This is a genomic window from Odoribacter sp. (assembly GCF_985060555.1).
This window is the reverse complement of sequence record NZ_CFKYFN010000110.1, coordinates 140,743-162,628: the sequence shown is the minus strand read 5'-3', so window position 1 is coordinate 162,628 and position 21,886 is coordinate 140,743. Positions and strand designations below refer to the sequence as shown.

The 21,886-nt window shown below is 45.0% G+C and carries 16 protein-coding genes; 11 read left to right on the top strand and 5 right to left on the bottom strand.

Annotated features, from left to right (window positions below; genetic code table 11):
* Positions 1–87 precede the first annotated feature (87 nt).
* The gene (locus tag AC5RDS_RS15810; RefSeq protein WP_087382809.1) at positions 88–693 is read right to left on the bottom strand and encodes an NAD(P)H-dependent oxidoreductase; all 606 of its coding nucleotides are present in this window, start codon (positions 691–693) and stop codon (positions 88–90) included.
* A 293-nt stretch (positions 694–986) separates the two neighbouring features.
* On the opposite strand from AC5RDS_RS15810, the gene AC5RDS_RS15805 reads away from it, so the two are divergent.
* The gene (locus tag AC5RDS_RS15805; RefSeq protein ID WP_013611966.1) at positions 987–1,886 is read left to right on the top strand and encodes a DUF2156 domain-containing protein; all 900 of its coding nucleotides are present in this window, start codon (positions 987–989) and stop codon (positions 1,884–1,886) included.
* Between the two features lie 40 nt (positions 1,887–1,926).
* On the top strand, positions 1,927–2,976 hold the full coding sequence (locus AC5RDS_RS15800) for a GNAT family N-acetyltransferase (protein WP_494222405.1): 1,050 nt from the start codon (positions 1,927–1,929) through the stop codon (positions 2,974–2,976).
* Between the two features lie 2 nt (positions 2,977–2,978).
* Here AC5RDS_RS15800 and AC5RDS_RS15795 read toward each other — a convergent pair whose 3' ends face one another.
* Both AC5RDS_RS15795 and AC5RDS_RS15790 read right to left on the bottom strand, forming a co-directional pair.
* Entirely contained in the window at positions 2,979–4,079 is a 1,101-nt protein-coding gene (locus AC5RDS_RS15795; RefSeq protein WP_118108331.1) for an energy transducer TonB, read from the bottom strand.
* On the bottom strand, positions 4,072–4,644 hold the full coding sequence (locus tag AC5RDS_RS15790) for an RNA polymerase sigma factor (RefSeq protein ID WP_013611969.1): 573 nt from the start codon (positions 4,642–4,644) through the stop codon (positions 4,072–4,074). Before AC5RDS_RS15790 ends, AC5RDS_RS15795 begins: the two co-directional genes overlap by 8 nt.
* A 401-nt stretch (positions 4,645–5,045) precedes the next feature.
* Between AC5RDS_RS15790 and AC5RDS_RS15785 the strand changes: the two genes are divergently transcribed.
* Entirely contained in the window at positions 5,046–5,303 is a 258-nt protein-coding gene (locus tag AC5RDS_RS15785; RefSeq protein WP_013611971.1) for a hypothetical protein, read from the top strand.
* Between the two features lie 731 nt (positions 5,304–6,034).
* Here the strand turns inward: AC5RDS_RS15785 and AC5RDS_RS15780 are convergent.
* Both AC5RDS_RS15780 and AC5RDS_RS15775 read right to left on the bottom strand, forming a co-directional pair.
* Positions 6,035–7,375, bottom strand: a complete 1,341-nt coding sequence (locus tag AC5RDS_RS15780; RefSeq protein ID WP_013611972.1) for an alpha/beta hydrolase family protein — start codon at positions 7,373–7,375, stop codon at positions 6,035–6,037.
* Positions 7,376–7,531: 156 nt separating this feature from the next.
* A complete protein-coding gene (locus AC5RDS_RS15775) occupies positions 7,532–8,092 on the bottom strand; it encodes an RNA polymerase sigma-70 factor (protein ID WP_254887689.1) in 561 nt (186 codons plus the stop codon).
* 132 nt (positions 8,093–8,224) lie between these two features.
* Here AC5RDS_RS15775 and AC5RDS_RS15770 point away from each other — a divergent pair, with 132 nt between their 5' ends.
* The 8 genes from AC5RDS_RS15770 to AC5RDS_RS15735 all read left to right on the top strand — a co-directional run bounded on the left by AC5RDS_RS15770 (position 8,225) and on the right by AC5RDS_RS15735 (position 21,883).
* Positions 8,225–9,403 carry a FecR family protein gene (locus AC5RDS_RS15770; RefSeq protein ID WP_013611974.1) on the top strand — a complete coding sequence of 393 codons (1,179 nt, stop codon included), beginning with the start codon at positions 8,225–8,227 and terminating at the stop codon, positions 9,401–9,403.
* 37 nt (positions 9,404–9,440) lie between these two features.
* Positions 9,441–10,586, top strand: coding sequence for a TlpA disulfide reductase family protein (locus AC5RDS_RS15765; RefSeq protein ID WP_118104244.1), 1,146 nt, complete (start codon positions 9,441–9,443; stop codon positions 10,584–10,586).
* Positions 10,587–10,593: 7 nt separating this feature from the next.
* The gene (locus AC5RDS_RS15760; protein ID WP_013611976.1) at positions 10,594–11,565 is read left to right on the top strand and encodes a hypothetical protein; all 972 of its coding nucleotides are present in this window, start codon (positions 10,594–10,596) and stop codon (positions 11,563–11,565) included.
* Between the two features lie 85 nt (positions 11,566–11,650).
* On the top strand, positions 11,651–15,025 hold the full coding sequence (locus AC5RDS_RS15755) for a SusC/RagA family TonB-linked outer membrane protein (protein WP_046404050.1): 3,375 nt from the start codon (positions 11,651–11,653) through the stop codon (positions 15,023–15,025).
* A gap of 11 nt (positions 15,026–15,036) precedes the next feature.
* Positions 15,037–16,452 (top strand): RagB/SusD family nutrient uptake outer membrane protein, encoded by a 1,416-nt coding sequence (locus tag AC5RDS_RS15750; RefSeq protein ID WP_118104240.1) that lies wholly within the window; start codon positions 15,037–15,039, stop codon positions 16,450–16,452.
* A 26-nt stretch (positions 16,453–16,478) separates the two neighbouring features.
* Positions 16,479–18,338 (top strand): DUF4843 domain-containing protein, encoded by a 1,860-nt coding sequence (locus tag AC5RDS_RS15745; protein WP_175315663.1) that lies wholly within the window; start codon positions 16,479–16,481, stop codon positions 18,336–18,338.
* 18 nt (positions 18,339–18,356) lie between these two features.
* Complete coding sequence (locus tag AC5RDS_RS15740) at positions 18,357–19,880, top strand: PKD-like family lipoprotein (RefSeq protein WP_118108334.1); 1,524 nt, start codon at positions 18,357–18,359, stop codon at positions 19,878–19,880.
* A complete protein-coding gene (locus tag AC5RDS_RS15735; RefSeq protein ID WP_118104234.1) occupies positions 19,877–21,883 on the top strand; it encodes a S8 family serine peptidase in 2,007 nt (668 codons plus the stop codon). The genes AC5RDS_RS15740 and AC5RDS_RS15735 overlap by 4 nt, the downstream gene beginning before the upstream one ends.
* Positions 21,884–21,886 lie beyond the last annotated feature (3 nt).

Here is a 21,886-nt window from a genome sequence, read left to right as displayed (position 1 = left end):
TATTAACTCAGCAACTCTATTAACTCAGCAACTCTATTAACTCAGCAACTCTATTAACTCAGCAACTCTATTAACTCAGCAACTCTATTAACTCAGCAACTTATCATAAATCAGCTTCAACACATTAACATGAGCTTCCCGTTCGCTTTTCGAAGAACCGTCTAAGTGTCCGAAAAAGCGATGTTCTGCAACTTCTATTCCACAAAATTCAAAAATTCCCTGATCGGAAGTTTGTTTCATCGATTGCAACATTCCAATCTTGTCATAATAATCATAAGGAAATCCCATGTTATTGAGGATAACGACCTTTTTACCTGCCAGGAGCCCCTGTAACTGCCCTTCCTCATCCATATTATAAGCAAATCCTTTGGTAAATACCCGGTCGATATATCCTTTCATCAGAGCAGGCATACCGGTCCACCAAATCGGATATATAAAAGTCAATAAATCAGCCCACTGGATATAATCCTGTTCTACTTTCACTTCTTCCGGAATTTGACCGTGTTTTACCGCATCGAAATCGGATTGCTCTAAAACCGGATGAAAACCGATATTATACAAATCCCGGACATTCATTGCATTTCCGGACATTTCTGTCAATTCCATCACCGCCTCTTTATAAACTGCACTCAAAGATTTAGGGTTCGGATTACAATAAATAATCAAATGTTTGAGTTGTTTTTTTGCTTCCATAGTTTTCTGTATTATCACAAAACAAATAATTTCAAAGTATCTTCCTTAATTAAACGCAGACTTTCCTACCCTTGTTGCAAAACCATTTGACAAAACTCGGAAAAATAGGTTTGAAATGTAATCAGTTTGTAAAACTCTATCCACTGCTATCGTTTTATCCATTTTCCCCGTCAATCCTTCCTGAAATTTTAAAACATTTTTATACTTGAATTCGTTTGCATATAAAAATATACAGATTAAGAGCTATTTCTACTAAAAATAAAATATTTTCGCATCATAAAACAGAATAACATATGATTGATTTTAAACCGATCGCAACAACTGATAAAGAATTACTTACCTCGTTTATACTTCCTTCGGACGAACAAGACTGCGACTTTTCCTTTGCTAATTTATGCAGTTGGCATTTCATGACGGAATCCAGTTATGCCCTTATCGAGGATCATTTAGTGATTCGTTTCGTCACTTCTGAAGGCAACCATGAATATTTCATGCCTTTGGGAGAAGGAAGTCCGATTCCGGTTATCGAAGCTTTAGAGGCGTGTGCCCTCTCTGAAAACGAACCGTTGTGTTTACGGGGAGTACAACCGAAGATACAAGATAAACTGGAGCAATACTTCCCCACTTTATTCGAATATACGAGCAACCGGGATTATTTCGATTATATTTACCGTCGTCAGGATCTGGCCGAATTAAAAGGCAAGCATTATCAGCCCAAACGGAATCATGTCAATAAATTCAGGAAAGAGTACCGATACAACTATGAGCCGCTAACCCCGGACCTTATTCCGGTATGCTTACAGTTCGAATCGGAATGGTGTATGAAACACGGCTATATCGAAAACGAAAACATCCGGAACGAACGGCGTGCTTTGACTTATGCCTTACATCATTTCGAAGAACTGGATTTGACAGGCGCTGTGATCAGTGTCGACGGCAAGATTGCAGCTTTCACTTTCGGAGCCCCTATCAGCCACAACACCTTCGGGGTGCATTATGAAAAAGCAGATATCAATATCGACGGTATTTACAGTGCGATCAACCAGGAATTTGCATCACATCTACCGGAACAATACATTTACCTGAACCGTGAAGAAGATCTGGGTATTCCCGGTCTCCGCCAGGCAAAACTCTCTTATCATCCTGTATTATTACTCGAAAAGACGAAAGCCATCAAAAGACAGGCCATTTGAAAACACTAAATCCGGATAGATGAATAAAAAACAGCAAGTTATGGAATTATGGCGCCGGTGTTTTGAAGACACGGACGAATTCATTCGGTTTTACTTCGAACGAAAGTATAGCGACGCCAACTCACTGATTTACGAAGAAAACGGGAAAGCCCTGTCAGCCCTGCAAATGCTTCCTTATCCCATGCGTTGGGAAAATGTCACGGTCGATACATCTTATATCTCGGGAGCATGTACCCTACCCGATGTCCGCAACCGGGGCTTTATGACCCTGCTCCTCCAAAATGCTTTGCAGGAGATGTACGACCGCGGGATTGCCTTCAGCACCCTGATTCCGGCTGAAGATTGGTTATTCGGTTATTATGCAGGCCAAGGATATGTTACCGTCTTCGATTATGCCCTTCACACTTATACCCCTGCTAATCAAACTATACCCCATACTCTTTCACTCACTACTTCCGATCGTTTCGACGCAAACTTTGCCCGGAATTTATTTCCCTATTTCGACCAGGAGATGAGTAAAAGGAATTATTGTATCCAACATCCTTATAACGATTATATTACCATTGTCGAAGAAGCTTACCTGTCGGAAGGACAACTCTGGGCTACTTACCGCCAAAATGTACCGACCGGTTGGGCGTTGGCTATACCTGAAAAGGACAGGGTTTGTGTCAAAGAATTGTTATTCGACACCGAACAGGAGAAGACAGAACTCCTACAGAACATTCATGCCTTTTGGCCTGACAAGACCTTAGTTTACAAAACTCTCCCTGCAGTTTCAGGTAACATCAGTCTGGGTATGGCCCGTCTGACACATGCCCCACAAATGTTGCAATATTTTGCCCGGCTTCATCCGGAAGTCGCTTTCACGCTCAAGCTGAACGATCCTCAAGTACCGTCCAATAACGGAATATACACCATTGCCGGCGGGAATTGTATACACACAGACCAAATTTCCGGACCGATCGACAGTGAAACGGATATTCCGGTCCTCACCCAAGCCTTATTGGGATATCATCCTGATAGCTTACCGGCTCCTTTAAACCGATTATTCCGGGAAGCAAGGCCCTATATGAACTTAATGTTGGATTAGACTTACTCTGTAACAGGAAGTTTGAACGGGATTGTCAATAAAATTTCCTTTTCTGTATTTTCCCATTTACCGGGATATTCTTCTACCAAACGAATTGCCTCACGGTTGCATGAAGGCGATAAACGTTGAATGAGTTTGATCCGGGCAGGTAAACCTTTTCGATTCAAGCGCACGGTCAATTGTATCTCGCCTTGCAGTTTTTCCAAACGGGCATCTTCGGGATAACGCAAAGAATCCGCTACATAACGGTTGAATTCTTTCATCCATCCGGCATGATCTATGACAACTTCTTGTCTGAATTTCCTCTCACCTGCTCCTCTGCTTTTCGTATGGACAATCCTTGTCCGACGCTCTTTACGGGTATTTTTTTCCAACATAAGGCTATCCAAGTATACAGATTTCGTTCCTACGGCATCGGCATCGTTTTTTTTCTTTTTATCTTTCTTTTGGGTATCTGCCTTAGGCAAAGTCACTGCATATCCGGTTATCGGCTGTTTCCGCCGAAGATCGGCCGGTTTCAGAACACAAGAGTCAAACGCTTGCCTAGCCGCTTCGTTTGTGACGGCCATCGCTACAGGCTCCGACAATACATCCGCACTTCCGGATTCATCGGATTCCGAATCCATATCCTCAACAGCTTGCACTTGTCGGTAAAATACTTGTTCTTTCCCAGCTATTTTCCCGATAATCTTCCGTACAGGCAGAGTTACGGTATCGGTCACACCTCGTTCATCCAGCTGTGCCGCCATCAATTGTAAACTATCCGGACGAATAATCGGTTCACTTTTATCCATTTCTGCCACGACAACTTCTTGTTGCCGAAGGGCACTCCTGTTCATCAAGATAACCGCAAGTCCCGCCAACAACAGCAAAGAAGCCGCTGCCACCCAGCGATATAAACGCACAGTCTTATTCCCTTCCCTTTTCTTCATTCGTTTTTGCAACTGCTGTACGATTTTCTCATGATCCGCCTTCACAGTAGTCAATCCTTCGACAGCTTCATACAAAAAAGGATCGGACAACATCTCCCGTTCGAACCGGTTAGCTCGCTTTCCGGTTCTTTCTCCCTGAAGATATTCCCATATGTCGCTTTGTCTACTCATTGGCCTTTATTCCTTTTCGTTCGAGACACAATTGCAAATTACGTTTTCCATTTTGTATAAAGCTCTTGACCATCTTCAAAGTAAAACCCGAAGTTTGCCCGATTTCTTTATAAGACAGTTCATCCATAAAAAAATAACGAATGCAAAGCCGTTGTTTCTCAGGCAAAGCTTCCATACACTCCTGTAATGCTTTCTCCTGCCGGTCGGTCTCTCTGCTGTATTCAAGATTAAAGTCATCGCAAAATTCCATAAATTTTTCGTCTAATCCGACAAAATTATTTCCACTCCGCCGTCGCAATTCCATCAAGCAATAATTGCGCACACAACTATACAACCAGGCTTTAAATACCTGTATGTCGTGATGCAATACTTTTTCGAACAGCTCTTCCCAAATCTGCATCACAGCATCCTGAGCATCCGGTACATTCTTCAGATACTTCAAAGCCACGCCGTATACCAAAGGCATATAACGCTCGTACAACCCGATTAAATAGTCCGGTTTCCGAGTACGGCGATAAAAGCTCAACAACTCTGCGTCACTGTATTTATGGAGATCTTTATTCACTAGCCAATAAATGGTTTACAAAGATAGAATAAATTCATTTATATAGAGACCGAATTTTAAATTCGATTTCTCTACCCAGAAAAAGGAAACGGTTTCGTTGCTTAGCCTTCAATTCGAATCAACGACTAAAGTTTTTTAACAGGAACTGCAAATCCTCTCAACAAGAACGGAGTAAATCTCAGCAAACCGAAAATTTCTAAACAACTAAAATCCAGAATTAAATGTTTTATAAAGTCCTTGAACCCTGCGGGTGCTTTTTCAACAGTCGCTGATACGGCCGGCCGGAACCGAAGGTTCGTTAAAAAGAGACCACAGACTTTATTAAATTCCGAAAAGTCACCTAACCCTAAACCGGGTTCTAACGTTAAAACCATTGAAACGAATCAATAAATTTTAATCGTATGCAAGAAGAATACAAACCTGCCGCAATTTATTCACCGATATCTATCGGAAACTGGATTATCTCACTGATTTTGACAATGATCCCGATCGTTAATATTATCATGCTGTTTGTCTGGGCTTTCAGTAACGGTACTAATCCTACAAAAGCCAATTGGGCAAAGGCTGCATTAATACTTATTCTGGTTTGGATCATCCTGGGAATTATCTTCGGAGGATATTTTATGCGAATGTTTTACGGGAATTATCCGACATATTAAAAAGATTACAGCTAGACAGACGTCAAGCCTAAACGTTTTTTTAGTTACAACGGTTACAGTAGTTAAAATTAATCTTTAGGGGACCTTTTTAACTATTGAAACCGCTGGAACTATTTAAGATGCAGACATTTATTGTTTAGAATTCCTTCATCATTACTTAGAGAACCGAAAATTCTGTTGCGATAAAATCCTTCGGATTTTCTGTTGAAAATTTTATCTTAAAGTTCGAATTGCAGAATAAAAACAGGTATTTATAAGCACAAATATGTATATAACTGCCTATTTTAGTATTTTTCACCGTATAGTCAACGAATACTGGCTTATCCTTACAAACTGCTCATTCTCTCCCCTAAGTGAGTAAAGGGCGACTTATTTTTGTAGTAGCGAATTATAAATCTTAAATTTACTGCTATAAAAACTATAATTTGCAAAATGAATCGTGCACATTTATAAAACGAAATGTGTACAATTTATTCGGTCAACCATACGACATACACACACAATTATATATGCTACCTACCGAACAGCAGACGAAACCCTTCCTCCGGCATTGCTTGCAGCAGTTTACAGCTCTCTTTATCTCTGTCAACACCATATTTCTTCATAATACGCCCTTCGATGAAACAACAAAGATAGCGAAATACTCACAAAAAAGCCATTCCAACGCTTTCCAACTCTTTTCGAAGCACCGGAATGACTTAACACCATTCAAACTATTCCCCCGACTTATATTATTTCAGTTGATTCAACCAGTTGACAATCTCCTGCAGCACTGCCGGAGCAATGGTCTCTTCAATATCGGAATACTCTACGGGAGAACCGGTAACGGCAGGCTGGAACATATGGTTCAAGCCTGGGAAAACAATGGTCTTCACCTGAGTGTTACCATTCTCTGAAATCCCTTTCCTGATAAACTCCAGATTTTCCACCGGCACCTGACAATCCTTGTCTCCATTGAGTGCCAACACCGGGCATGTAATTTCCGGGAAATCCCACTCGGGATTGTATTTCAACAACTCGATCTTGGCTACATTATACAACTGCTGCGTCGTTGCGGCTGCCTGACCGGCCAAAGGAGTACCATTGAAAAGTTCGGTTAGCTTCCGTTCACAAGTGGCAGCATCTCCCGATTGCAAAACAATATCCTGCGCCTGACGCATATAGTTGTTGTATTTTTCAATAAAATCCTCTTTTACACCGGATGCCCTCAACAAGGCAGCCCGCTGCATCAGCAACAGTTCGCTGCCGCTTACGCCTCCGCCCGCCAAAGTGATGATAAAAGGCACCTCTTTCCGGGCAGCCATACTGAATGCCACGAAAGCGCCTTCGCTATGCCCGATGACTCCAACACTATCGGCATTGATTTCCGGACGCTGTTTCAGGTAATTAACCGCAGCCACAGCATCCGCATCTGCATCCGGTAAACCGCTTTCCTTCAAATTGCCGCCGGACTTTCCGACACCACGGTCATCCACACGCAAGGTAGCTATCCCGTGACGGGCCAGATAATCCGCCAGAACGAAAAAAGTTTTGTGCTCTGAAAAAGTGTTATTGCGATCCTGACCGCCACTGCCGGAAACCAACACCACGGCCTTGCACCTGGCTCCACTGGCTGGCCAGGTCAATGTTCCCGCCAAGGTGACTCCATCATCCGCATTCTGAAAAGTCACCTCTTCCGAATGATAAGAAAAAGGCTCTTTCGGAGTCTGCGGACGCTTGAACACCACCGGCGTGCGGGTAAGAAGAAGCTCGAAATCATATCCTTCCCACAAAAAAGTTCCCTTCAGCGAACCGTCGGCCTGAAGCCTGAGAATACTGCGAGTCTGCGCATCCGCAATATTCACCGTCAAAACATGATCCGCCAATTCTACCGCATCCGCCCGATAGGTCTTTTCCGACAAATCCGGAATCTTCAACGTAACCTGATAGCCACCACCGGCCTTTTCGACATGATACTCCAGACGCAAGCGCATATTCTTCAAATCGGGATACCCATACCACTTACCCGTTATATCCTGTGCACCCAGCGTCAGAGAAACGAATAATAAAAACAAAAGCGAAACAATTTTCATAATATACGATATTAAAATACCAACCATATGTCTATAATACGCGCCACCCGACAAAAGGGGGGGTACTCATCCGACCACAAAGCCACGAGCTACGGAGGAGTTACAGACGAGCCTGCTTTCAAACCAAAAGGGAAGCAGGAGCAGCAACAACTCATATCATGGAAAAATCAAAGATATCAGGAAAGGATTTTCAACCATACGGGCAAGTTTTTGCTTGCCGTTTTTTTTATGCTCCTTGACCGTATCTTCAGAAATCCGCAAACGGCTGGCAATTTCCGAAATCTTCAACCCTTCCAATGTAAGCTGCATTACGAGACGACACTGGGGCGGAAGCTGTTCAATCGCCGCCATCAGATTGGCATAGACATCTTCCTCTAACACTTTTTCCCAAAAACTATCCATTTCAGATGCCGTATCCAACAATTCACGCTGATACCGGTCGCGCACCTGCTGCTTTCTAAAATAACTGACACACCTGTTTTTCAAGGCACTGTAAAGGAAATATTTAACCTCATCTCCACTGATAAAGCGGTGGGTAGATTCCAATAACGAAATAAACACTTCCTGCACCAGATCACAGGCTGTCTGATCATCTTTTACATACCGGATAGCAATGGATTTCAAGGCTACGAAATAGACACCATATAAATGACGGAATGCCCGGTTGTCCTTTCGCGCCAAGTAATGTAGAAGGAGTTCTTCGTTCTGAATGCGCATAAAATTCATAAATCAATAAAACAAAGATACTACATTATCTATAATTTTTCAGTCTCCCCCCCCTTTTTTCTTAGTTGCGCGTATTAAATAATATCGATGATATTTTATTGGGACATAACACAAACAAAAGATATGCTTACAGAAGGACAGGATAAAATAAAAGAAACACTCTCCATATCTGACAAGATCAGTGATATTCTCAGCGAAGAAGCGGATGCCGGGAGTCAGCATGTGATAGATTCGTGGCTTGCACAAAATGAACAAAACAAGGCTTTGTTCAACAAAATCTGCTCTGACAATACCATACGGAAAAAAATTTACAACTACAAAAACAGTGATGCAGAACAAGCATTCAACAATTTTCTGAAAGCAAGAAAACAACGTTCAAACCGCCGCATATATTACCGGTTCTTATCCGGCGCAGCCGTCATTGCCATTTGCTTCGGATTTTGGGCCCTGACCCGAATACAGGAACAGGCAACGCAAAATCTGCAAGTTACAGAAACAGAGCAGCAGCTTTCGGACATGCCTGCCAACAAGCCGGTGTTGACATTGGGAGACGGCACACGGATAAACGTCTGGGGAAACAACCTTTATTTCAAAGAGACAGAAAAAGGGCAAAAAATCATGTTGGGTGATTCGTTGCTTTCACAAAAAGAGGATTCCATAACGGCAGACAACTACAACACACTGGAAGTGCCGCTTAAGTGTGACTTCAGATTTACCATGAGCGACGGGACCAAAGTATGGATAAATGCAGGCTCCACACTGAAATACCCGGCAAAATTTGCAGCCGATTCGCGTACAGTATACGCATCCGGAGAGATATATCTGGAAGTGGCCAAGGATGCCGAACGTCCCTTTTATGTAGTTGTTGACGGCATAACCGTCAAAGTATTGGGAACCTCCTTCAATATCAGGGCATATGCCGATGAAAACGAGACGAAGGTGACTCTACTCGAGGGAAAGATTGCCGCACAAATCAACGATAAGGAGTACACGCTTACTCCCGGCAAACAATTAAAATGTGACAAGACTTTTGGAGGGACCAGTGTCCGAACGGTAGATCCTGCAGAGATTGTTTCCTGGACCAGGGGGTATTACATATTCAAAAAAGCAAGGCTGCAGGAGGTGGCAAATACGCTGAAAAACTGGTATGGAGTCAACATTGTGCTGAGCAGTGGTGCCAGCGACATCATCTATACGGGAGTAGTCAACAAAGAAGAGAAACTGGAGGTTTTCCTCCGGCGTCTGGAAGAGGTATCCAACGTAAAATGCAACTGCAACGGTAAGTTCGTAACAATATATTAAACAATAAATTCATCATCATTAATCTAAATCATCAAGTATGAAAAAATGGATCACCCTAAACTTGTGCCTGTTACTATCCGGATTCCTGGCCGGACAGTCTGAAAACAAAGAAACGCAGCCCGTCAAAGGCTATGAAATCAACGGCTTCATCACCGGCAAATACACCGGCAAGGTATATCTTGTAAAAGAAGACGGCATGCACGGACCACAAACCAAAGTGGACAGCTGCGAAGTGAAAGAGGGACGGTTCCGGTTCAAAGGAGATACTGTACCCGAATACTCCGTGATTTATTTCATCCAAAGCCACGACGGTCAGTTGGCACCCGTCTTTTTGGAGGCAGGTCAGATGAACATGACCATGCGTGCCGACTATTTCCTGGGTTCAGTAACCAAAGGTACCATCAACAACAACCTGTGGTCGCTCCACCAGTTGCAGACAAGATACTGGATCGACAGCATGCTGCTGGCTTCCAACACCCACTACATGCGCTACGGACGCGGAAGTTTTGCAGTGGAGGACAGCCTGTTCAAATACCGCACCTGGGAACAGAACACCAAGAAACTGAACATGGAGAAATACATGGCACGCTTCTATAACGACCAGGCTTTCGCACCGTTCATCATGCTGTTCGAGATGACCAACGAACTGTCATTGGACGAACTGAAAGAATTGCGCGGACAGTTGAACGAAAAGCTCAACAACCACCCGTACACCAAGGAGCTGGATGAAATCATCGCCAACAAGGAGTTCAAGGTGGGCGTAGAGGCTCCGGAATTCTCCATCAAGGGAATGGACGGCGAGGACATCGAACTGAAGAACTTTGCAGGCAAATACATCCTGCTCGACTTCTGGGCATCCTGGTGCGGACCATGCCGCAATGAAATGCCGAATGTAGTGAAGCTCTACAAGGAATGCAAGGGCAAGAACTTTGAAATCATCGGTATCTCTCTGGACCAGAAACCGGAACCCTGGAAAAAGGCTGTGAAAGACCTGAAGATGACCTGGCCGCAGGCTTGCGACTTCCAGGTATGGTACGGACCGGTGGCACGCAAATACAACCTTTCGGCTATCCCCTACACCGTACTGATCAACCCGGAAGGAAGAATCGAAGCCCTGAACCTGCGCGGAGAAGAGCTGATCAATACCATCAAGACCCTATTGAAAAACGACAAAAAGAAATAATCCGAAGATGAAGAAAATATTGGTTTGTATGCTTGTATGCCTGTTCTGTGCAGGCGTACAAGCCCAGAAAACAGCGAAAATCAAGGCAACCGCTGTCGGATATACCGGCAAGGTGATCGATTTTGAGTTTATAGACAACACAGCGAACAACCAGCAGTTCCCGTTCAAGGACAACCAACTGATGGAGTTCGAGGTGGAACTGAAAGAGCCGGGCCTGATGAAGGTAAACGCCTGGCTCTGGATGATTGTATGTCCCGGAGACGAGATTGAAATGGCCATCCAATTCCAGGGAAAAAACTACAAGCACGTTGAGTTCAAGGGTACCCCGGCTGCCGTCACCCTGAACAGCGCCATCCGTGACGGACGCATGGTGCGCATCAACGACCACTACAAGACCAACCCGTTGGCAGCCGTGGTGACACAGGTGCCGGTACAGACCTATTATGATGCCTGCCTGCGGAACTGGAAGAAGGAACAGGAGATTCTGGAAGGCATCCGCGACAAGGTGGACCCGTTCGCATTCAACTATATCCATGCGGAACTGGAGGGCATGTACCTGGACAACCTGGTGAAATATCCGTTCATCGTATCCGATGTAAACAAAAAACCGCTTCAGGAATGCACTCCGAAAGGCTATTGGGAGGCTCTGGACGGCTATCAGGTGAAAAGCGACAAGGCTTCATTGAAAAGCTACGCCTACATCGGTTGGTTGATCGATTATCTGGAATACCGTGAAAAATGCGAGGCCCGGAAAGCCGGCAAAGAGTACAAGCCTGCCGGAAACATGGAAGAGATGTATGAGAAACTGTCAAAAGTGTACGAAGGCGATGTGAGAGACGCTGTGCTTTATCTGTTTTTGTACAACGCCATATCAAAACAGCAAGACTTCGACGTAATCAAAACACTTAGTAAAGATTACTTCAAAAAATACAATAAGAACAAGAAATTTAAGAAGGAGTTGACTGAAATGCAAAAGTAATATGTAACAGTATCTGCGAAATATCCTACACAAGGAATTTACTACAGCTGACGACAATATATTTACTAACTAAAATTACAAATTTATGCAAAAGAAGAAAATGTTACAGGAATTTCTAGGCCATCGGTTCCTGGTGTTTGCTTTATTTATGCTGATTTTTTCCGGTGGACTAAAAGCTGCAGAGGAAGAATATCAAAAAAAGAAAATTTCAGTACAGATAGTTAATGAAACAATAGAACAAGCCCTAAATAAAATCGGCAACATTGCTGATATCCGCTTTTTCTATAATCATGCGTCATTTGATTTTTCTAAAAAAATCAATATAAATATCACCGACAAGGAGTTGCGGGATGCTATCGGACAGGTGTTGGCAGGATATGCCGTAGATGTGGAATACCAGCCTAACCGTACCGTTGTATTACGCCCCCGGAAAGAGCTACCTGCCCATGACGTACAAAAAATCAGCGGTGTGGTAAAAGATGCCAAAACAGGCGAGCCGCTGCTTGGAGCCAGTATTGTACTGAAGGAACAGAGAGGTGTGGGGGCTGTGACCAACATGGACGGTCGTTTCCACCTGGAAATTATGGAAGGTAGCGCTACAGCACTGGTTATTAGTTTTGTCGGGTATCAAGAAGAAGAAGTCAACATTGCCGGTAAAGGAGATATGGCAGATGTCGTGGTAAAACTGACAGCCATGTCTATTGAAATGGAAGATGTTGTGGTAACAGGTATGGCGCCCCGTAAAGTGTCCGGTTTTACCGGCCGCTATGTCACTGTCAAAGGCGATCAGTTGAAGAAATTGAATCCGAACAACCTATTGCAGGCGCTCCAGCTTTTCGACCCGAGTTTCCGCATCGTGGAAAACAATACGGCAGGTTCCGACCCTAACGCATTGCCTGAATTCCGTCTGCGCGGAGACGTCCAGTTGGGCCAGGGAGCTACCGGTTCCAGTGCAGATTTCCAGATGTTGATGGGAGACTATTCCAACCGTCCTAACATGCCGTTGTTCATTCTGGACGGTTTTGAGACGACCTTGCAGCGCATTATCGACCTGGACCCGGAGCGCGTAGAATCTATTACCATTCTGAAAGATGCTGCCGGTACTGCCCTTTACGGTTCGAGAGCCTCTAACGGAGTGTTGGTTTTTGAAACCAAGAAACCGAAACCGGGTGCATTGACGTTGAGTTACAGCGGCAATGTGGGAATTTCTGTTCCGGACCTGTCCGACTACAACCTGATGAATGCCTCCGAAAAATTGGAATACGAGAGATCTGCCGGATTGTTTGAGAGCGTAGACATGTTGAACTATTACAACAAATACAAACAGGAAATATTGCGCGGAGTAAACACCTATTGGCTGTCGCAACCGTTGCGTACGGCACTCACCCATCGCCACACCCTGAACATGGAGGGCGGAGACGAGGCAATCCGTTATAGCCTGAGCCTGAATTACGGGGATGAATTCGGAGTCATGAAAGGCTCGGACCGTAACAACGTAGGTCTGACCCTTTCCTTGCAATACCGCCGCAAGAAATGGAATATCAGCAACTCATTGAGCATGACAAATACCAAATCGCATAATTCGCCTTACGGTTCATTCTCGGAATATACGAAACTGAATCCCTATTACCGTCTGACAGATGAAAACGGCCGTTACCAGCAGGTAATAGAAATCAAGCCCATGTCATCGGCAAACAACCCGAAGACGGTTACCAATCCATTATATAATGTACAGTTTCCCAATAAAGACCTGTCAAACAATTTCAGTATTGTAGACAACTTCTCTATCGAATATGCCATTATGGACAATCTCCGTGTCAACGGACAGGTGTCTTTGACAAAGAGCACGGCCCGTTCGGAGCAGTTCAAATCGTCGCACCACACTGATTTTGCTCCTGAAGAAGACCTGACCCAGCGCGGTTCCTATACAAAAAGTACCGGAGAGTCTGTAAGCTGGAATGCCAACGCTGCCTTGAACTACAACCTGGTAAAAGGCAAACACGGAATGTTCGCCTTGCTCCGCTGGGATGTCTCTTCATCGAAAAGCGACGGTATCAACCTTTCTGCAAAGGGATTCCCGGATGACAACATGGACGATTTCCTGTTTGCCTTCGAAATGGACCAGCGGGTGAACGGAGAGGAATCCACCCAACGCAGCGTGGGTATGACCGGTTCGTTGAACTATATGTATGACCAGCGTTTTTCCGTAGACTTCAATATCCGCGGCGACCTTTCTTCACAATTCGGTGCCGATACCAAAATGGCACCCTTCTGGTCGGTGGGGCTGCGTTGGAACATGGAGCGCGAGAAGTGGCTGGAGGGAAGCATCATTTCCAATCTGACGCTTTTTGGAAGTGTCGGAACAACCGGTTCTCAAAGTTATTCGCCTTATCAAGCCAAGGAGACCTATTCGTTTGGAGATTTGATGTTCCCCTATCCTTCGGGAGATGTCCTGGGAGCACAGTTGATGGCAATCGGAAATCCGGATTTGGGATGGTCGAAAACCATGCAGAAAAGTGTCTCTTTGGAATTCGGTTTGTGGAACAGCCGCTTGAATGCAACTGTTTCATATTACCACAATTACACCGATGAGATGTTGCTGGGAACAAACATCCAGCCTTCTACCGGTTTCAGCACGCTGACCCGTAATGTGGGAGCTGTATTGAATGAGGGTGTAGACGTTTCATTGAATGGTTTGCTCATCAACAACTACGAAAACCAGTTCCAGTGGAGTCTCAGCGTAAATGCCACCCACAACCGGAATGTCATTAAAAAGCTGTCCAATGAGCTGAAAGAAATGAACCGTAAGAACCAGGAAAATAGAAACGAGATATTGCCTATATACGAAGAGGGTGAATCTACGACTGTCATCAAATCCGTACGTTCTTTGGGTATCGACCCGGCAACCGGTCAGGAACTGTTCCAGAAATTGAACGGCGAAAAGACCTTTGTCTGGGATGCTGCCGACAAAGTGCCGGTAGGCGACACGGAACCCAAAGTGCGCGGAGCAGTCAACTCTTCGCTTATATGGAAGAACCTTTCTGTCAATTTGGGTTTCTCCTATCAGTTCGGGGCAGACCGCTACAACCAGACCCTGGTAGATAAAATCGAGAACATAGACATCTCGCAAAACGTAGACCGCCGTGCTGCGGGTTCCGACCGCTGGAGTCCGACAAACCGCTATGCAAAATACAAAGGAATCTCTTTCTTTAATCAGCAGACACCGGTAAGTACCCGTTTCTTGCAGAAATTAAATGAATTTGTATTCAATTCCGTATCCATCGGCTACCGTTTTGAGCCCAAGCAGTTCAAATTCCTGGAAGCATGCAAGATTGCAAGTTTGTCGCTGAATGCTTCCATGCAGGATATCGGGCGAATCTCTTCCGTAAAACAGGAAAGAGGTCTGGATTATCCTTTTGCGCGGAGCTTTAACCTGTCTTTATCTGTATTATTCAATTAAAAAGAAATGTCATGTTTAGAATACGAATTTTAAGTGCTTGGGTTATAATGACAATGCTCTTTTCCGCCTGTGCAGATTGGGTGAATGTCAGCCCGAAAGATGAAATAGAAGCCGACAAGCTGTTCAAATCGGAAAACGGTTTCAAGGTTGCCCTGATAGGTGTATATTCCCGCATGACCTTGCTCGACAATTACGGGAAGAGACTGTCGTATGATTATATAGAACGACTTGCCCAGCGTTACGACAACTACGACATATCGGTTGCTCCGTCTGACAAAACGCGTGCGGAAATCTATGATTACAAGAATAATGCGAATGCCAAAGAGGATGTCAACTCCGTTTGGGTAAACCAGTTTGGAACCATTGCCAACCTCAATAATCTGCTTTACCGCCTGGAGCACGAAGGAAAAGATGTTGTGCTTACGGACGGCTATTGGAATCTGATGAAAGGTGAAGCATTGGGTTTGCGTGCATTCCATTATTTTGACCTGCTTCGCCTGTACGGTCCTGTATATAGTGAAGACCCGGAGATGAAATGCCTGCCCTGGCGTACGGAATTCAATGCCGACCAGAAATCCCTGGAGTCTGCCGGTGTCATTGCACAGCACATTCTGGAAGACCTGACGCAAGCCGAGGAGTTGTTGAAAGACGACCCGTTGAATTATAAAAATGATTTGAATAACCCGTTCCTGGGATTGCGCAAGCACAGAATGAACAAAATGGCAGTCAAGGCGTTGATGGCAAGAGTGTATCTCTGGATTGGCGACAAGGAAAACGCTGCGCTGAAAGCCAAGGAGGTGATAGAGCAGTGTGGACTGGAGCTCGTGATAAGCAATATCCAGGATGCCTCCCTGTATGATGAGACTATTTTCTGCCTGGGCATGGATGATATGGCGAACAAATTGAAAGATGACTGGAAAAGCATCAACACTTACAGTAATGAACTGTATATCTCGTACGATAATGCAAACACTGTATTTGAGCGCACCACCATCGGCTTGAACGATATACGCTACCGGAACAGCTACGGGTTTATCCACGGCAACAACGGGTTGATGTGCCGCAAATATCTGAGCAAAGACAAGAACTACAGCGAGAAAATACCGTTGATCCGCCTCTCTGAAATGTATTACATCCTGGCGGAATCCGTTTCTCTGAAAGAGAGCGTCACCTATATCAATAAGGTGAGGAATGCAAGGGGAATCTCCCGCAACAATAACATCGAAGCAAACGATTCATATGATGAGGCTGCACGCAAGGAGGCTCTGAACAAAGAGTACCAAAAGGATTTTTTTGCAGAAGGACAGTATTTCTATTTCCTGAAACGGCACAACTATAAAACCTTCTGGCGTTGTCCGGTTGAGAAGATGGACTATTACGTACTGCCGACTCCGGATGATGAAATTGCCTATGGAAACGGGAAATAACGGTTAACCATTAAAATGCAAGTACTATGAGAAAATATATTTATTCGATTTTTCTGCTGGGTCTGTTTTCCTGTCAGGAAGAAGGCGTGGTCCAATATACGCAGGAAAAAGACGGTTTGCAGTTTTCTGCCAACAGCAGTGAAGATATGACCAAAGTGTTCAATTTTGCCACTGCCACCTATGAAGAGGAAATAAACGGCGAGCCGAAAACATTCTATTACGGGGATTCGCTGGCAGCATATACCTTTGAACGGGTTGTGCTGGATTTGCAGGGGTTCCCGACTCCCGATGAAAGAGAGTATAAATTGAAAACCGTTTTGGTGGAAGACCAGGATTCCAGCAAGGTTGCCGAGGTTGTGTTTGAGCCGTATTATAGCCTGGCTCCCAATCAATTGAAAGATACCATCAAGATAACCGTGTTGCGTCCCAAGACAAGAGGGACCTATACGGTCGGAATTACGGTCGATACGGAAGGGAAGGGGGCGTTCTTTGACAAGGGTGTTGTGGAAAAATCCATATTGCGCCTGGATATCAAGGATGTGTATGAACAACCGGAAGGTTGGGACGAACGTCAGGAGTGGCTCGGAGAATTTGACGAAGAAAAGTATGCTTTTATGGTAACGGTTTCCAAACAGGCATTCAGCAAGGAAAACAACCACATGTGGAACGAGACGGACAAATACAATCTGGAGTTGCGCGAAGCTCTGGATGAATTCAATGCCAATGCAGCACCGGAAGACCGGAAGAAATTCAAATTTCCGGTAACGACAAAATTGGTATGGTGGGACAAACAGCTGAAATTCCTGGGTGAATTTTCGGAAGAAAAGCATGAGTTTATCAAGAATCTGCTGAGTGAAGAGGGTGAGACCTTGGCAAACAACAGTAAATTGGAATACTGGAATCTGGTGTTCAGGGATGCAGTTGCGGAACAGGGTATCTCCGAATTCTCTTTCCCGGTTGTTACCGTGCAGTCGTCCTGGTGGCGTGAGTCCCTGTTGGGAGCTTTCTCGCCCGAGAAACAGGGATTCATTGTCCGCGAACTTTTCCCGCGCAGTGATTATCAAATCAAAGACGGCACCTGGGATTATGCCAATCCGGTGCTGCGGGTGTTGTTGGAACAATACAATGCAGAACATCCGGAAGCTCCGCTTGCCTTTGATTTTCCGATAGAAGGACGTCCGGAATGGTGGGATTTCCGAGAATCTTATCTGGGAGAATATTCGGATATCAAACGGGACATTGCGGTTGTTGCCGTATTGACAGAGCAGATGTATTACGGCGAATGCAACATCAATCCTTTGGTGAACCAGAATATGAGCATGGATAATGTCATGGGTGCCATCCGCGATGCTATTAACGCATACAACGAAGAACATCCGGACAGCCAGCTTGAATTGCCGGTTTCCGCTCCGGGATGGTGGGCTGAAAAGAGCTATTATTTAGGCGACTATTCTCCGGAAAAAGAGGCATTCATGCAGCAGATAATGCCGATGTATGGTGCAACATATTGGCCATGGGCAAACTGGACAGATTGGAACCCCATTTTCCGCTATGAACTGGCAGCCTACAACAGTGCTCATCCGGACGCTCCTTATGGATTCACTTTCCCGGAGGTTGATACCAAACCATCCTATTGGGATGAGTTGCCTTATTTGGGAGAATACTCGGAAGCGAAACGGGTGTTTATATGGATTACTTTGATGCCTATGAATTATGGTAATGTTAACGGTTGGTTCTTGGGAGCTCCTTCTGAAGAGGGAAATCCAAGCGACTGGCCTGCAAGACATGCAACCTTGACCGAGGCATACGCCAATACATACGAAGACTTTATGAAGAAATATGCCGGTGCAAATCCGACACCGTTTGATTTTCCGGCTTCTTGGTAAATTTAATATAATAGGATTATGAAAAAGACAATATCAATATTCATGCTGGCAGCCCTCTTAATCGGAGGGTTGACCGGATGCTATGAGGACAAAGGCAATTATAAATATAGGGACATTAACGAGGTCACTTATAAGATATTGCCTGAAAGTGAGGACGGCTATTACCGGTTCAAGCAGCCACCTGTGGATACGATGTATGTAGATTACACCGTTGATTTGTCACAGAGCCAGGCAACCAACGAAGAAAACCTGGAGTTCTTGTGGCTGGTCAGCTACAGCAAAGACAAAAAAACAGTGACCGATACCATCACGACCAGGGATTTAAGGCTGACATTCCCACCTAAGAAATCCTCTGCTTTCGATATCGTGTTCTCCCTGACGGACAAGCAGACGAATGTCAGTTCGTACAAAGAGTTGCATATTAAGATCGTTTATCCGTATATCAACAGTTGGTTGGTATTGAACGGGGATAAAGAAGACTCCCGCATTTCTGCCGTGGAAGACCCTGATTCGTTGAATTATTTCTTCACGGAGGACGCTTATACGGCATTGGGGTATAAAAAACGTTTTAAAGATATTACCGAGTTGGTATATGCACCGGTAATCACCGGAAACGGAAATGCTCCGGAGTGGCTTTATATTGCTTCTCCTGACAGTGTCTGGGCATTGTTTCCTTTTGAAATGAAGGTGGAAAAGAAGCAGAATGATATTTTGCCGGAAGTTATCACTGAGAATAATACCAAAGTGGCATACGGATTGGATGGGTCTCCCAGCAGTGGCGGTGCCGTGATATTGGTAGATGAAAACAAACGTTTTTATTACTCAACTTTTAATAGCGGAAGAGGTAAATTTCAGGTTCCCGAAATAGCACAAGAACTGAATGAAACCTACCAAGTTGATTTGATTGCAAAATCTCAAAAGAGTAGCTACCTGTGTTTCTGGGATGATGAAAGAGACAAGTTTCTTTATTTCAATTTGGGCGGAGGAGGTGAAATTACGCTTTTCCCCGAAGAATATAACGACTGGACCGGCAAAGAAGTGATATGGATGGGAACGGACAACAAGGACAAAGAGCATAAGGATGGAATTGCAATGGCTATTGTCAAGGATACCAAGGACCAAAGCTATTGGACTTACCGTCTTAGCACTGAACAGACCATTACAGGCGACTCTATCGGGGAATTGCCGATTAACAAGGATTCGCAGTTTGCCACGACAAGCGCATTCCCTGACCAGTTTTTCTATACCGTAGACTCCAAGGTGTATCTGTTCAATGTGGCAAGTCTGGAAACATACGAACTGTATGATGCAGGAAGTCCCATTACAAAAATGCAATTCCGCATCACGGAAGATCACCAACTTACCGAAGAATGGAATTATATGCAACGCTGTCTGGCACTTGCTGTAGACAAGGGAGACAAAGGAGAACTGCACGAGCTGACTTTGACAACGGCAGGAGATATCGAGACCTCCCGTATTTTCGAGGGATTCGGTCCCATCAAGGATATGTGTTTCACCTTTATTAATCGCATTCAAAAATGAAAAAGATAGTATACTTGCTTTTATTGGGGTTGGCAGGATGCCAGCAAGAGGGCGTAATCACAGAAGTTCCCAAAGACGACTGGTCGGTTGTAGCGAATACCGCCGGACAGGTAAAGGGGCAAGTGAACATCAAATTCAAAGAGCTGCCGGAGGATTTGCAGATTGTGACCACCCGCAGCGGAGTGGATACGGACAACGGACAGTTGAACTTCGTTATCCGGCAATTGGGAGGTACCCGCCTGGAGCGGGTATTCCCCCATGCCGGGAAGTTCGAAGCACGTACCCGGAAGGCAGGCCTTCATCTGTGGTATCAGGTGTCTTTCGACGAGAATATCCCTACGGCAGAGGCAATGAAGGCACTGTCAGAACTGCCTAATGTTTCCATTGTAGAACCTATTTACAAAGGGAAGACAGAGTCGGTATCGTTACCTTATAATGACCCGTATCTGCCCCGACAATGGCATCTCTATAATGACGGCAGCAACGGGATGCTGGCAGGTGCAGACATCAGCATTCTGGATGCCTGGGAGATTGAAAAAGGAAAGCCGGAAGTGATTGTAAATGTGGTGGACTCCAAGGTTGACCTTAACCATGAAGATTTGCGGGACAATCTTTGGAAGAATCCCGGAGAATTTAACCAGAATCCTTGGGGAGACAACGACGGGAACGGTTATCAAGGTGACTGGCATGGAATCGGAGCGAATCCTGTTACCGGAGTTGCGGAGGATGATCACGGTACCCATGTTGCCGGTATATTGGCAGCCAAGAACAATAACGGCGTGGGTATTTGTGGCGTTGCCGGCGGTGACACCCCTGACAACGGAGTACGTTTTATGTGCTGTCCGTTCAATAACGGCAATCCTGCTGCCAGCATCAAATACGGAGCCGACCACGGAGCCGTAATCTGTACGAACAGTTGGTTTATCGCCGGAGGCTCGGTTGCCGAAGTCATGCAGGATGCTGTCAATTATTTTGTAAAGAATGCCGGTATCGACGAAAACGGAAATCAGACAGGACCGATGCGGGGCGGTATTGTATTCGGTTCTGCCGGTAATGACGGAGTCGAGCCGGAGAGCCACTATCCTGCTTCGCTGGATAATGTTATCGCAGTCGCAGCCCTCGACCCTGCCTTTAAGAAAAGCGATTATTCCAATTATGCAGAGTGGGTCGATATTGCAGCACCCGGAGGCGGAAACGGATATGGCTGGCAGATGTGGAGCTGTGCCAGAAACAATAACTACCTGGAATTGGTGGGAACTTCGCAGGCAACACCTGTGGCTGCGGGAGTGGCAGCCTTGATTGTATCGAAGTTTGCCCGCGAAGGGTTGACTCCATACGAAGTGGAATATCGCCTGAAGCGCGGTGTGAAGCCTATTGATGACTATAATCCGGAATATAAGGGCAAGTTAGGTGTAGGATGTGTGAATGCGTTGCTGGCATTGAGCGATGAGCCTATAAACTTCCTCCCGGTAATTACAGCACAAAAGCCAATAGAAGGAGTGCAAATCATACCGTATGGTTCGACAGCCCAATATGTCTATACAGTTAGCGATACGGAAGACGGAACCGATTTGGACTATGTTTTGGAAGACCCCAGCAAGAGTGTCACTGCCACCAAACAAGACGGAACCATCATGTTGACAGTGAACAACAGGAATTGCATTGCCGGAGACCACATTGTAAAATTGACGGTGACAGACCGGGGAGGGCTTTCAAGCACAACCGAGCTTTCCATTAAATTGCAGCCGGAACTGCTTCAAGAGGTTGAATTGTACCCGAATCCTGTGGTGGATATTCTGACTATCCGTGCCAGCATGACCTTTAGCGGTGAAATGAGAGCCTGTCTGTACGATGCTTCCGGTAATTTGGTTCTGGAACGCAAGGTGACAGCCTCTTTACATAAAGCCGGAGAGTTGGATTTAAGCAAGGTGGACGGAGGAAGCTATACTTTGAAACTCTACTGCAACAATAAAACAATCACCAAAAACATTATAAAATTGTAAGGA

What these genes read in the sequence shown, in the direction of transcription:
- AC5RDS_RS15810 (WP_087382809.1), bottom strand. Translation starts at nt 693, where the DNA reads ATGGAAGCAAAAAAACAACTCAAACATTTGATTATTTATTGTAATCCG.
- AC5RDS_RS15805 (WP_013611966.1), top strand. Translation starts at nt 987, where the DNA reads ATGATTGATTTTAAACCGATCGCAACAACTGATAAAGAATTACTTACC.
- AC5RDS_RS15800 (WP_494222405.1), top strand. Translation starts at nt 1,927, where the DNA reads ATGGAATTATGGCGCCGGTGTTTTGAAGACACGGACGAATTCATTCGG.
- AC5RDS_RS15795 (WP_118108331.1), bottom strand. Translation starts at nt 4,079, where the DNA reads ATGAGTAGACAAAGCGACATATGGGAATATCTTCAGGGAGAAAGAACC.
- AC5RDS_RS15785 (WP_013611971.1), top strand. Translation starts at nt 5,046, where the DNA reads ATGCAAGAAGAATACAAACCTGCCGCAATTTATTCACCGATATCTATC.
- AC5RDS_RS15780 (WP_013611972.1), bottom strand. Translation starts at nt 7,375, where the DNA reads ATGAAAATTGTTTCGCTTTTGTTTTTATTATTCGTTTCTCTGACGCTG.
- AC5RDS_RS15775 (WP_254887689.1), bottom strand. Translation starts at nt 8,092, where the DNA reads ATGCGCATTCAGAACGAAGAACTCCTTCTACATTACTTGGCGCGAAAG.
- AC5RDS_RS15770 (WP_013611974.1), top strand. Translation starts at nt 8,225, where the DNA reads ATGCTTACAGAAGGACAGGATAAAATAAAAGAAACACTCTCCATATCT.
- AC5RDS_RS15765 (WP_118104244.1), top strand. Translation starts at nt 9,441, where the DNA reads ATGAAAAAATGGATCACCCTAAACTTGTGCCTGTTACTATCCGGATTC.
- AC5RDS_RS15760 (WP_013611976.1), top strand. Translation starts at nt 10,594, where the DNA reads ATGAAGAAAATATTGGTTTGTATGCTTGTATGCCTGTTCTGTGCAGGC.
- AC5RDS_RS15755 (WP_046404050.1), top strand. Translation starts at nt 11,651, where the DNA reads ATGCAAAAGAAGAAAATGTTACAGGAATTTCTAGGCCATCGGTTCCTG.
- AC5RDS_RS15750 (WP_118104240.1), top strand. Translation starts at nt 15,037, where the DNA reads ATGTTTAGAATACGAATTTTAAGTGCTTGGGTTATAATGACAATGCTC.
- AC5RDS_RS15745 (WP_175315663.1), top strand. Translation starts at nt 16,479, where the DNA reads ATGAGAAAATATATTTATTCGATTTTTCTGCTGGGTCTGTTTTCCTGT.
- AC5RDS_RS15740 (WP_118108334.1), top strand. Translation starts at nt 18,357, where the DNA reads ATGAAAAAGACAATATCAATATTCATGCTGGCAGCCCTCTTAATCGGA.
- AC5RDS_RS15735 (WP_118104234.1), top strand. Translation starts at nt 19,877, where the DNA reads ATGAAAAAGATAGTATACTTGCTTTTATTGGGGTTGGCAGGATGCCAG.